Raw genomic sequence first — 12,063 nt, 5'->3', positions numbered from 1 at the left:
CGTTTCCAATGCGGTAAGGTGTTGTCCCTGTTTGGGCGCTTGTGCTCGACGGGTATACTCCTGAGTCAGTCGCTGCGGATTCTCTAGTAACGCCTGCACCTGCTGCCATACTGCCATTTCCAGCAAATCAGTGCGGACTTGCAAATTGCTGCAAATGCGATCTCCGCCAAAGCGATAAGCATCGGTGCCAATACAGCGGTAGTAAGCATACTCTCGAACCTTGCCTTTCGCCGCTTTGTGACTGACAGGTTTACCGTAATAAGCGTAGCCACACTGCTGACAAACTAAGAGTCCTTGCAGGAGATATTTTGCGCCTCTTTGACTTTGGCGGGCGCGTTGGCGATTCTCCTGCAACTGTTGTTGCACGGCTTCAAGTCAATCAACGCGGGCACCGGAATCAAAATCCACTGCTGCGGGTCTTTGTCGTAGATCGAATAATCTTGACGAGGAAAGGGCGACTGTCTACGACCTGGGCGTAAGCGCGGTCGCTTTGTCCCGATTGCGTGCCTTTATAGGCTGGATTGTTCAGCATTCCCCAGATGGTGGAACGATCCCAGACAGGCTTACCCTTGGGTGAGGGAATGTCCGCTTGCTGGAGGCGGCGACAGGCTTCGCCAATCGTTGCCTGTTCTCGCCCTATCCAATCGAAAATTTGGCGCACGACTGGTGCCTGTTCAGGATGGACTTCATAACGCGCTTGCCCATTGCCTTGTTGGGTATCAATGTAGTGATAGCCATAAGGCGCACCGGATAGCGGATTGACAGAACCTGAACGAGCAGCATGGCGCTTCCCACGGCGGCTTCGTTCTAGGATTTTGGCTCGTTCATATTCCGCCACCATGCCTTGAACTTGCAGTAACAGGTCATCCTCGGGAGAGTCGCCTAAAGCCCGATTGAGAAACACAATTTCCACCCCAGCTCGTTGCAGTTCATCCAGGAGCAAGACTTGATAGGCATATTTGCGAGCCAAGCGATCTGGGGAATGAATGTAAAGTCGGTCGATGCTGCCTGTCGCTGCCAGATCACGCAGTTGTTCCAGAGCTGGACGCAAGAGTGTCGCACCACTATAACCTTCATCAATAAATTGCAAATCGGGTTGTAAGACACATCCATCAGCCGTGATCTTTTCCCGCAATATTGATAGTTGACTCTCAATCGTATGAGAGGACACTTGTTGTTCTGAAGAGACACGCGCATAGATCGCCACTTGAATATCATGACTGTTCATAATTCTCTTCTCCAATTCGTTTTTCTATAGCATTGATATCGATAACGGATGCTTGTTTTGGCATTGAAGCGACGCGCCGTACAGGGGGCAAAATCTGTTCATAAGCACTGGCAAGGTACTCAGGGGAGAGTCGGGAAACTTCAAAGCTAGCGCGAACCTCCAATATCCGTTTTCGCTTCGGGTTGGGCTGATTCATGGTGGCTTCCCTCAAAGTGAGAAGAAGGGGTTAAAGCCACTTTAGGAAAAATGCACATTCAAAAGTTTGGCTCCTCCACCAACGGGATACCAAGATATCTCGAAACCTATCATTTCAGTAGTTCTGGGAAGTTTGAGCTTAAATGAAATGCAAGGGGGCACCCTGAAAGCCATCTCCATAATCAGGGCGCAGTTTCTCTCTGGAAATCGAAATTAAAAACTTTAGGGAGGTGTTTGCAACATTGTACAGGGCGTGATCAAACGTCGATGTGGGGTTCCCTGTTCAGGATAGGCTGGATTAACTCCTGCTTTAAGACAACGGAAGATTCCGGTCTTGATGCCTCTTGGGGCGATGAGTTGTTCCAGGATGGTTGAGTGATTGATCCGGTCGAAGCATTTTTCGATATCAAGTTCGATAACTCGTTTTTCGATTCCATTGGCATGAGAATTCAAGTTTGAAAACAGGATTTTGTGGGCATCATGTGCCGAGCGTCCTGCTCTAAAACCGTAGCTTCTAGCATGGAAGGTTGCTTCGTGTGCTGGTTCTAAGGCGGATTTTACCAGGCACTGCCAGGCTCTATCTGCGATAGTGGGGACTTTTAGGATGCGGGTCTGCCCATTCTGTTTAGGAATGGGAATTTCCCGAAGCTTCTGGTGTTTCCAGTTGCTGCCTTGCCAAGCGAGTTCTTCACTCAGTGCAAACCTTTCCTCAAAGGAAAGAAATGCTTGACCATCGACACCTGCTGTCCTTTTGCCAGCATTTAGTTGCGTGACTTGACGGATTGCTAGTAATCTTGCTGCGGTGGATTTCAGAATTAGCTTTTGCAGAGACCGAGCTTTCCGCTTGTCTCCCACTTGAATCGCTTTGAACACTCGCTTTTGCAGGCGGAATTGGTTACGGCGGAATTGCTTCCACGGTAACGCTTTCCAAGATTCACTAGCATTGCTGCTGTGTCTAATCATGCTCTATCTCCAGACCAGTGTTTTCTGAACACCTCAGACCAGTTACGGTCTGTCCTACCCAAACTAAAGGAATTGTGCTGCTCGTCTAGCCTACGAAGGGGTTCGACCTCCCCCTTGACCCTCAGTTCGTTTCTTTTCGTTCCCTCGGTTAGATTGCTCGTTCCGTTAGGTGGAGCCACTTCAACCACTGGATTCCCTAGACTCTTGCTGCTGTTATGGGAAGACGCAGCGGGAATTATCTCCAGTAGAGTCAGGGTTGGATGTTGTGCCCTGCTCTCGTATAGGTCGCTTTTCTAGGCTCTGTTTCACCGTAGGAACTCCCTGTTAGCGCCAGTGTCACTCCACAACGAATGTCTGATTGCGCCCTGCTCCCAGCTTCACCCTCCAGAAACCGAGTCTGGTCAGTGTGGGCAGATAAGGAGTCATACCTGAGTCTGGTAGGCAGGACTTGCACCTGCATCAGACCGAGAGTTCAACCGTCTCTATTGCTAGATTTGGTTGGTGAGGTTATTTACGGACTGGTTACCGTGATTCACCTCACAACGAATCGCACTCCCACTTACGAGGTTTGGTCTAATTGCAGTAAGAAAGCTAGACCAACGTAAAATCAAGCTTTTACAGCATCGAGTGTCCGAGAAACAGTCAGAAATGGGATAGTCAACACTATCAAGTACCCAATCACAGCACTTGATGAAGCTCTAAACAGTAAGCTTTCTAGCCTTAGCGACCAAAATTGCTTCTATTGCTATACAAGGGCGGTATATTGCTCAAAACTAAGCTGACACACCGTTGTTGAAGATCCTGTTTGAAATCGTGTTTTATTTATGTATAAGTTGAAGAAACTTTGCGAAAACATTCAGAAATTCTTTTTGATTTGATGTTCCCTGGGCTAAATAGCTAAATAAGTCACAAAATGTATAGAAAGGCATTCTGAATTCACCTAACTTCTGTCATGCGATAGATTAACGATATAGAAAGAACCTATAACGTCATAGTTGGTAGCATTGTATATGTTCCTGAGAGAAAAACCAGGAGTTTTATCTCATGGTCAAGCGATCACTCCGGTCATCTCTTCCGGGAATTCAACAAGCAAAACGCGCCTTTGCCAGTGGCAGATGGCAGCTTGGGCAGGGTTAGCCCCAGGGAACTATGAGAGCGCGGGAAAACGGCTTTCTGGAAAGACGCGCAAAGGAAATCAGACACTCCGCTCGGGATTAATGCAGTCGGCGCATGTGGCCTCTCGCTCCCGCACTTACCTGGCTGCACAGTATCGGCGGATTGCCACTCGACGGGGGAAGAAACGGGCAACGATGGCTGTCGCCCATTCCATTCTGGTCATTGCTTATTACGTCATTCAACGGCAGGAACCCTATCGTGAATTGGGAGCACAGTATTTTGACCAGCAACGTCCTGAAGCCACTGCCAGGCGCTTAGTCAAACGCCTAGAAACACTGGGTTATCAAGTCTCTGTGCAACCCCAAGATGCTTCAGCGGCAGCTCAACGGTGAGGGGATTTTTAAGTCAGCATCCGTTGCTATAACTAAGCCATGAAGCGCTGTCACTTTTCAAGCCTCTTCCCTTTCCATCATCCAGAGAAGTGGCAATACAACCAACTAAGCAGTCAGCCAGCACGGCAGCGATGCTTTGAGTTCGGTATACTTGCTGCTGGATCTGTTTCCGTTGCTACTGCTGGGCTGAGCTAAAAGGAAAGACGTCTAGCCTTTCTGATCGCTGGATCTACCGTTGCAGCAATAGCTATAGTTAGCTGCTCGTTGAAGAGTAGTACAGCAATTTTTCACGCATAATAACGGCTGTAAAGCGAACGAAGCATGATGTATACCTTCGGTAATTTTTTAGCGGTTAGTGCTCCCTCGCTGCGATCGCTCTTCGCACCGTTTCTGCCATCCCAGCCCGTGAGCGATCCAGTGACAATCTTCCTGGTCATCATGACAATTATGCTGGTGGCTCCGCTGCTGTTTGAGCGGCTTCGGCTACCGGGCATTGTCGGCTTGATTCTAGCCGGCGTAGTTGTGGGACCCAACGGCTTTGGCTTTTTGGAACGAGACACCACGATCGTCCTGTTAGGTACGGTAGGGCTGCTCTTTCTCATGTTTATGGCAGGGTTAGAAACCAGCCTGGACGACCTGAAATTTAACGCCAAGAAAGCCATCATTTTTGGTTTGGCAACCTTTGCCGTGCCAATGGTCATGGGGATCGTCGCCATGCGGCTGTTAGGATACCCCATGCTGGCATCCGTGCTGGTGGCGTCATGCTTTGCCTCTCATACGTTACTGGCGCTGCCGATCGCTAGCAAACTGGGCATTATGCGATCGCAATCAGTTACCGTAACGCTGGGTGGCACCCTCATTACCAATGTTTTGGCATTGCTGGTGCTGGCAGTCGTCGTCAAAGCCCAGCAGGGCAATCTTACGTTGAGTTTCTGGCTGTTATTGCTTCCTTCCCTGGGTCTCTACACCTTTGCTACCTTGTGGGGTGTGCCCAGGCTGGGACGCTGGTTTTTCCGCCGTTTTGGGCATGACGAAGGAGCGGAATTTACCTTTGTGCTTGCCACTCTCTTTGTCGTCTCGTACTTTGCCAAACTGATCGAGATTGAACCGATCATTGGTGCCTTTTTAGCAGGAATCGCGATTACTCAACTGATTCCGCAACTGAGTCCCTTAATGAATCGCATTCAGTTCATTGGCAATACGCTCTTTGTACCGTTTTTCTTAATTTCAGTCGGGATGCTAGTCAATCCGCTGATTTTGTTTCAGGAGCCACGCTCGCTGCTGGTGTCTGCGGTCATGGTCGGCGTAGCGCTCGTCGCCAAGTTTGTGCCTGCCTGGGGTGCCAGCAAACTATTCAAATTCGATTTTGCCAACATGATGGTGATCTTTGGGCTATCGGTCGCGCAGGCAGCGTCAACGCTGGCAGCTATAACGGTCGCCTTCAACATTAAGTTGGTCGATCAACTGACGGTCAACGGGACGATCGCCATGATTTTAGTGACCTGCGTTGCGTCTCCCTGGATCACGGCACGCTGGGGAGAGGGCATGAAAGATAGCAGCCCCAGGGCACAGCAAGCACAAGCCAGCGCTGCGTCCCAGGCAACGCCGCAACATCGCATTTTGGTGCCAGTGGCAAACCCCAGCACCGAAGACAACCTGCTGCAACTAGCGTTGATTTTGGCAAAGAGTAGGGGTGGCACCCTGTTACCGCTCCATGTGTTATCGGATGCCTATGCACCCGTCACCACTGAGGAAAAACTGCAACAAGAGCGCTTGTTAGCCGCTGCCGAAACGATTGCCCACGCGGCAGTGACCGATGTCGAGCCGATCGGACGTGTGGATGATTCGATTGACAAGGGCATTTTGCGAACGGCTCAAGAGCGCCATGCCACTCTGCTCATCTGTGGCTGGAAAGGCTATTCCACCTATCGGGATAATTTCTTTGGTAGCGTGATTGACAACGTTGCCCGTCGCACTCCGGTGCCTATGCTCATTACCCGCTTTCCACAGCCGATTCAGTCCACTCAACGGATCTTTCTGGCGATCGCTGATACCGAAGCAAGCAGTGTTAGTTTCCAACAAACGCTATTTCTCACACGCACACTTGCAGCCGAATTGAAAGCATCCTTAAAGGTTTTGCAGATTGTTTCTAACCCCCGGCTGGCAAATGCCGCTAATGCGATTCCTGGTCTCAGTGAAGATGTGCCAGTGCAACAGATCCGGGGCAACTTTGTAAACCAGGTTGCTAAGATCCTAGAAAGAGATGATCTGCTAGTCATCACGCACAATGCCCACCCCGAACGTTTACATATACCGACGCTTGGAGTAGAACCAGAAGCGATCGCCCGCCAGCATCCCGATCTTTCCATCATAATTGCCCACTTTCCCCGCTTGGTGTAAGGTTCTCGCCTCCTCATGGCTTAGCAGGGCTGAGCTCTTGAAAATAAACCGGGGATGTCGTGGGTCATGCGGCGCAATCCCTAGTGATAGAGTCGAAGCCATGCTGCCGAAAGCGATTGAGCGCCATCGTACGCACAATCGCGAAATTAGTGAGAGCATGACCATTACACAAAGGGCTTAGTCTTCTTGGAGGACCACATCTTTGACCCAATGGAGACGCTTTTCAAGGTGCCAGTATTGGCGAATGCGTTGTGCGTCGTTAGAGCCGAGAGCAGGCAGCGTTTGACCAAAGTGGACGCTTCTAATTGATTCACAGAAACCTTTAGCAAGGACACCCGCCTTTGGGGCGGTCACATTCATCAAGCCACCAGCTTTGCTGGGAGTGTCTGACTTTTGGCATGGATGCGTCTGCTAGTCCTTATTTTGTCTTCTCTATTGCTCTCGCCTTTCTGTGCCAAGAGTGCCATAAGATTTAACTCTACGGATTGAGAGCTTCCCTTTATTCATAACTGTATGGCATGAAAGTTTCCCCTTCAGATAAATCGGTGGCAGCTGAACCGCATCAAGCCAGTCTTTGGGCGCGGTTTGATGCTCGGCGATTGCAGCGTGACTCTGCTAGTTCAGCGCATAGCCCTGATACTGCCAAGAACACAACTTCTGCCCGTAAATTTCGCTGGGTTGTAGAAGCGGCAATGCCACTCGCACTCATCACGATCGCTGGCATCGCGGTTTTGCTACCTGGTTCACTGTCAACGCCTGCACGCTTAGCGCTATTCGCCTTTTTGCTAGCAACTATTTTATGGTCAACGACCTCGATCAGTGCCGATTATGTTGCTCTCACCACCATGCTGCTGCTGGTGTTAACGGGTGGGAGTCCTCAAGAGCAACTGTTTGATGCCTTAGCATCGGATGTGATTTGGCTGATGATTGGGTCGTTTGTGTTAGGTGGTGCCGTGCAAAAAACCGGACTGGCAGCACGGCTAACGCAGCTTGTCGTAGCTCGCGCTCGCACAGTGGCAGGTGTATTCTGGCTGCTGACGACAGTGCTGATTCCGCTCTCGTTTCTCATTCCCTCAACATCGGGTCGGGCGGCGGTTGCCATTCCTGTCTTTCGCGGTTTGGCACAAGCAACAGGCGATCGCCGGATTATTCGAGCGCTGGCACTGTTGATTCCTACGGTGATTTTGGTTTCGACGATCGTGGCGTTGGTCGGGTCGGGGTCTCACCTCATTGCCAACGACCTGTTGCAACAGATCGCCAACCAGCAAATTTCTTTTACTCAGTGGGCCATGTATGGTCTCCCCTTTGGCTCAGTCGCCAGCTACCTTTCGTGCTGGGTGATTATGCGATTGTTCCTGGATCAGCAACAGTTGAGCCAACCACTGCTGGTGCCTCAAACTAAACGCAACCCGTTTTCGCAGGCAGAATGGAAAACTTTGATTGTTGTGTTGGCTATGGTAGCGCTATGGTTGACCGAGCGCTGGCACGGTTTTGAGATTGCCACCGTCACGGTAGTAGGAGCCGTTTTGCTGACCCTGCCAGGGGTTGGTGTGCTCAAGTGGAAGGACGGACTAAAAGCGGTGTCGTGGAATCTCATTATCTTTGTAGGAGCGGCACTGGTGCTGGGGCGCTCATTGATTGAAACAGGTGCCGCCAAATGGATTATTGATCAGGTCTTTACCATCAGTGGCATTGTGGGGACAGAATCTCGTCCCCTGATCCTAGTGCTACTGGCGTTTATTTCACTCACCTCACACTTGTACATGACCTCTCATACGGCACGAGCCGCCGCACTGGTTCCGGCACTGCTGTATTTGGGAAGCAGTTTGCAGCTCAATTCGATCGCGGTTGTGTTTATTGGCACCGTGGGGATGGATTACTGCCTGACTTTTCCTGTCAGCTCTAAAGCCTTGCTCATGTTCCAGGAGTTAGAAGGCGAAACGTACCAATCTGCCGATTTATTACGCCTCAGTGCGGTGCTGATGCCGGTACATTTAGGCTTGATTGTACTGTTTTACTTTGGCTACTGGCAGTGGGTTGGGTTAGCGCTGTGATGGGGGTGTGAGAAGAGATGAAACTACAACGGAAGCTGTTCACGATTTTTGGTGGACTCGCCTTGCTCGCGCTTTCAACAGCAGGAGCGACGCTGTGGGCAACAGCTCAGTGGCAATCAACTGAGGAACAGCTGCAAAATCACTTTCAGCGCAGTCTACTGCTGCAACGAGTGCGAGCCGCTACGTTTCGAGCGTTCAAAGAAGTGCCAGATGCCATCATGACCAACGACCCGGACGCTCCGCAGGAGTTTGAGCTGGCGCTGCGATCGGTTGAGCAAGATTTTCAACAGTGGCAAAAGCTGGCGGAGACGGACGAAGAAAAGCAACAGGTGCAGCAAGTGCGAGCCGCTTACGATGAGTTGGTGAAGGATGCTCGTCAAACGTTCCAACTGGTTCAAGCAGGACAACGCCGCCAAGCAACCACTTTGATGGAAGGTCGGCTGGAGGAGCAAAACTTCCAGCGCTTTGAAGCTTTGTCGGCGCAGGCGGTCGAGTCCGATCGCCGATACCGGGAAGTGGTTCGCACCAACACGCAAAACACGCGACAAACAACCCAACTGATACTGACGATCGCTGCTTTCGGCATTCTCTCACTCATGCTGCTGTTGGCTGCCTACCTCGCTTCTGACCTATTTGCGCCGCTACGAGAAGCTGAACAAGCGTTGGATGAGGTTGCTCAAGGGAATTTACAGCGCCGTTTAAGCACCGATCGACAAGATGAACTAGGCGACATCCATCGTGCTTTTAATCGCATGATGGCTGAGATCGCCCAGCGAGAGCAGACACTAGAATTGACAATGGTTTCAGCTCATGGTGCTCAGCCCGCAACTAGCGATGTGGCTTTACAAGATATGCCCTCACGCTTGACCCTGCATACCCTCGTGTCTCAGGTACGATCGCGAGTCAACCAGCTTCATCAAGCTTCCACAACTAATGGCAACGCTAGTGCGACTACTGAGCCGCAGCAAGAAATGATGCAGCAACTCGATCATCTACTGCAAGCCATTAGCCGCATTACCGAGTTTGGCTTTCCGGTTGACTTAAATCTAGCTCGAACCGATATACGGGCGTTGCTTTATGACGTGCTGCTGCGCTTTCAGGAAGACTTTGTACGTCGTCATGTTAGCTACGAGTTGCAGATTGCTCCAGACGTGCATTACGCCACGATTGATCGGCTTAAGCTGCGCGAGGTCTTGGGCGAACTGGTACGAAACGCGATCGCGGCCTTACCAGACCAAGGGGGGCGAATCGGCATTCGCGCCTCACTGCTGACTGACCATACCGAACTACTCTTAGAAGTAGCCGATGATGGCGAAGGGACAGAGCAACCCTTAATTAACCAGGCACTTTCTAGCCTGGATGACCACCCTGATCAGCGTTTAAATGTGGGGCTAAAACTAGCACGGGCAGTGGTGGAGCAGCACGGCGGACAACTGACGATCGACAGCGAACCGAATCAGGGTACCCATGTACAAATGCGGCTGCCCCTCAGAAATTGACTGCTGAACGCCAATCAACAAGCTTTCAAACATTACCGAGACAAAAGGTAACCTCTCTCTTCAGACACACGCTGTTTGAAGGCGAGCATTTTAATAATGGGACAGTCACCTATCCGTTCAAGCAGTAGATTCGTCAACGTTTCTTCGAGGCTGAATGGCAGTTTATGTTGACAATTTTTGCCACCGTTTTGATTTTATAGATCGTCAACTTAGAACCTTATAGCCTTGCATACTGTCTTACCTGGGATGACGATCGTTATCCGAACCGCTCTGATGTTACGAGGATTGTGAAATGTTGCGGATTTTAATTGCCCCATCAGGATTCAAAGAAAGTCTAGAGGCTGATGAAGTCGCAGATTGCATTGCCACTGGTATTTTGCGAGTCATGCCAGATGCCAACATTCAGAAAGCACCCTTGGTGGATGGTGGCGAAGGCTTTACGAAAGCTCTCGTCAAAGCCACTGACGGTACCTTATACGCTCAAACCGTCCTTGGACCCGTCGGGCAGCCTGTCGAATCCCATTTTGGTCTGCTTGGTGGCGCTCCGGTAAAAACGGCTGTGCTCGAAATGGCTGCCGCTGCGGGTTTACGGCTTGTTCCTCGTGATGCGCGTAATCCCCTCACCACTACTACCTATGGCGTTGGTGAATTGATCAAAGCCGCCTTGGATAAGGGTGCCGAACGTATTTTAATCGGCTGTGGTGATTCTGGTACAAACGACGGTGGAGCGGGCATGGCACAAGCGCTTGGCGTGCGTTTTTTGGATGCTGCTGGTTGTGAGCTAGGATTGGGTGGCGATCAACTCATCCGACTGCATGCCATTGATGTCAGCGATCGCGACTCTCGTTTAGATCAGGTTCAGATCGACGTTGCCTGCAACTGGCATAATGTCCTCTGTGGTCCTAAAGGGGTTGCTAGAGTCTTTGGTCCTCAGAAAGGCGCATCGCCTGAAACGGTAGAACAGCTTGCCGCAGCACTGGATCACTACGCCGCCGTCATTAAGCGTGATTTAGGTCTCGACGTGAAAGAAATGCCTGGTAGTGGCGCTTCTGGTGGTTTGGGAACGGGATTGCACGCCCTCTTATATCAAGTCAGGATGAATACCCATAATTAAGATACAGCCTTTACATCTGGCAACCAGTAGTAAGAGGTGAGTCCACGAATCAATTCTTGCTGCTTGAGTAAGCTTTGACAGCGCTGGTAGATAATCTGTTCAACCTGTGCAATGGAGTCAAACGCTGTATTGACCAATGGCTCATCCACAAGCACCCACAAGCGCTCGGCGGGTTGTAATTCTGGTGAATAGGGTGGCAGGGGGAACAAATGAATGCCTTCTGGCACCTGCAAGGCTTTGCTCAGATGCCATCCTGCCTGATCAACCGAGAGAATCACTTGCTTGGTTATGCCCACCTTGAAATGCTCAGCAAAGTCCTGGAGCACTTGATTGAATAGGTCCGTGTTGACATAGGGTAACAGCCACCAGTAGGTTTCTCCGGTTTGAGGGTGGACAAAGGCATACAGCCATAACCATTCGCGTTTCCAGTTGACGGTAGCAATCGGTTGCTCATCTTGTTCCACCCACACCCGTCGCAACACCGGTTGCAAGCCCAGTCGATGTTCGTCTTCAAACCAGGTTTCAACGTCGTCGTCGGGATGGTCGGCTTGCACTTGCTCCACTTTCTGGTGCAGTTTTTTTTTCCACGCCTGTTGCTCATCTAGGTCTGCTTCCTGATGCATCGGTCGGGGCACTCGTAAGCGCAGTCCCATCTGCTTGAGCAATTCCCACCCTTGTTGACGACTGATTGGGCGAGTGAGCAATTCACTGAGATAATCGGCGACTTTGCGTCCATTCCACAATCCACCGTCCGGGGCAGACCCTCGTATCACCTGCAACAGTTGGGCTTGCTGCACTTCATCGAGCAATGGTGGTGCTCCAGGGTTGCGATGTCGTCCATCTCCCAGGCTTGCCGGACCCATGCGGTTGTAGCCCCAGACTAATTCATAGATCCAACTGCGACTGTACCCAGTTATCGCTGCCACCTCTTCAGTCGGTCGTCCTTGAACCAGTAGCCAGATAATTTGGTAATGCGATCGCTCAATCGGATCGCTTGCTTGGCGGTATCGGGTTACCAATTCCTCTGGACTCAAATGAGGTTGAATGGTGATGCGTTTCGGCATAAGGTAACCAAGATAAGAGCCTATCTCTATATTATGGT

At 50.8% G+C, this 12,063-nt stretch carries 9 protein-coding genes and 1 pseudogene; 5 read left to right on the top strand and 5 right to left on the bottom strand.

Features of this window, described 5'->3' with window-relative positions:
* The 4 genes from JOY44_RS11170 to JOY44_RS11155 form a co-directional block, all read right to left on the bottom strand.
* Positions 1-366: zinc ribbon domain-containing protein (locus JOY44_RS11170; protein WP_197985139.1), on the bottom strand; the 366-nt coding region annotated here is incomplete at its 3' end.
* A 31-nt stretch (positions 367-397) separates the two neighbouring features.
* Positions 398-1,228 (bottom strand): recombinase family protein, encoded by an 831-nt coding sequence (locus tag JOY44_RS11165; RefSeq protein ID WP_171573165.1) that lies wholly within the window; start codon positions 1,226-1,228, stop codon positions 398-400.
* Positions 1,215-1,424 (bottom strand): hypothetical protein, encoded by a 210-nt coding sequence (locus JOY44_RS11160; RefSeq protein WP_171573166.1) that lies wholly within the window; start codon positions 1,422-1,424, stop codon positions 1,215-1,217. The genes JOY44_RS11165 and JOY44_RS11160 overlap by 14 nt, the downstream gene beginning before the upstream one ends.
* Before the next feature lie 221 nt (positions 1,425-1,645).
* Positions 1,646-2,386, bottom strand: coding sequence for a reverse transcriptase N-terminal domain-containing protein (locus tag JOY44_RS11155; protein WP_171573605.1), 741 nt, complete (start codon positions 2,384-2,386; stop codon positions 1,646-1,648).
* Positions 2,387-3,396: 1,010 nt separating this feature from the next.
* Between JOY44_RS11155 and JOY44_RS11150 the strand changes: the two genes are divergently transcribed.
* The 5 genes from JOY44_RS11150 (at position 3,397) to JOY44_RS11130 (ending at position 10,961) form a co-directional block, all read left to right on the top strand.
* Positions 3,397-3,894 (top strand): transposase, encoded by a 498-nt coding sequence (locus tag JOY44_RS11150; RefSeq protein WP_203031967.1) that lies wholly within the window; start codon positions 3,397-3,399, stop codon positions 3,892-3,894.
* 321 nt (positions 3,895-4,215) lie between these two features.
* Entirely contained in the window at positions 4,216-6,294 is a 2,079-nt protein-coding gene (locus tag JOY44_RS11145; RefSeq protein ID WP_197985138.1) for a cation:proton antiporter, read from the top strand.
* Between the two features lie 518 nt (positions 6,295-6,812).
* Complete coding sequence (locus tag JOY44_RS11140) at positions 6,813-8,348, top strand: SLC13 family permease (RefSeq protein WP_171573602.1); 1,536 nt, start codon at positions 6,813-6,815, stop codon at positions 8,346-8,348.
* 17 nt (positions 8,349-8,365) lie between these two features.
* Positions 8,366-9,847, top strand: coding sequence for an ATP-binding protein (locus tag JOY44_RS11135; RefSeq protein WP_171573601.1), 1,482 nt, complete (start codon positions 8,366-8,368; stop codon positions 9,845-9,847).
* Between the two features lie 292 nt (positions 9,848-10,139).
* Positions 10,140-10,961 (top strand): glycerate kinase, encoded by an 822-nt coding sequence (locus JOY44_RS11130; protein WP_197985137.1) that lies wholly within the window; start codon positions 10,140-10,142, stop codon positions 10,959-10,961.
* Positions 10,962-11,017: 56 nt separating this feature from the next.
* Here the strand turns inward: JOY44_RS11130 and JOY44_RS11125 are convergent.
* Positions 11,018-12,025, bottom strand: a pseudogene (locus tag JOY44_RS11125) (IS630 family transposase); the annotation flags it as partial.
* Positions 12,026-12,063: the final 38 nt, after the last annotated feature.

It is taken from the genome of Leptolyngbya sp. Cla-17 (assembly GCF_016807185.1).
Lineage (GTDB): Bacteria > Cyanobacteriota > Cyanobacteriia > Leptolyngbyales > Leptolyngbyaceae > ULC077BIN1.
The sequence above is the reverse complement of the archived record's forward strand: the minus strand, read 5'-3'. Positions and strand labels throughout refer to the sequence as shown.

What these genes read in the sequence shown, in the direction of transcription:
- JOY44_RS11165 (WP_171573165.1), bottom strand. Translation starts at nt 1,228, where the DNA reads ATGAACAGTCATGATATTCAAGTGGCGATCTATGCGCGTGTCTCTTCA.
- JOY44_RS11160 (WP_171573166.1), bottom strand. Translation starts at nt 1,424, where the DNA reads ATGAATCAGCCCAACCCGAAGCGAAAACGGATATTGGAGGTTCGCGCT.
- JOY44_RS11155 (WP_171573605.1), bottom strand. Translation starts at nt 2,386, where the DNA reads ATGATTAGACACAGCAGCAATGCTAGTGAATCTTGGAAAGCGTTACCG.
- JOY44_RS11150 (WP_203031967.1), top strand. Translation starts at nt 3,397, where the DNA reads ATGTTCCTGAGAGAAAAACCAGGAGTTTTATCTCATGGTCAAGCGATC.
- JOY44_RS11145 (WP_197985138.1), top strand. Translation starts at nt 4,216, where the DNA reads ATGATGTATACCTTCGGTAATTTTTTAGCGGTTAGTGCTCCCTCGCTG.
- JOY44_RS11140 (WP_171573602.1), top strand. Translation starts at nt 6,813, where the DNA reads ATGAAAGTTTCCCCTTCAGATAAATCGGTGGCAGCTGAACCGCATCAA.
- JOY44_RS11135 (WP_171573601.1), top strand. Translation starts at nt 8,366, where the DNA reads ATGAAACTACAACGGAAGCTGTTCACGATTTTTGGTGGACTCGCCTTG.
- JOY44_RS11130 (WP_197985137.1), top strand. Translation starts at nt 10,140, where the DNA reads ATGTTGCGGATTTTAATTGCCCCATCAGGATTCAAAGAAAGTCTAGAG.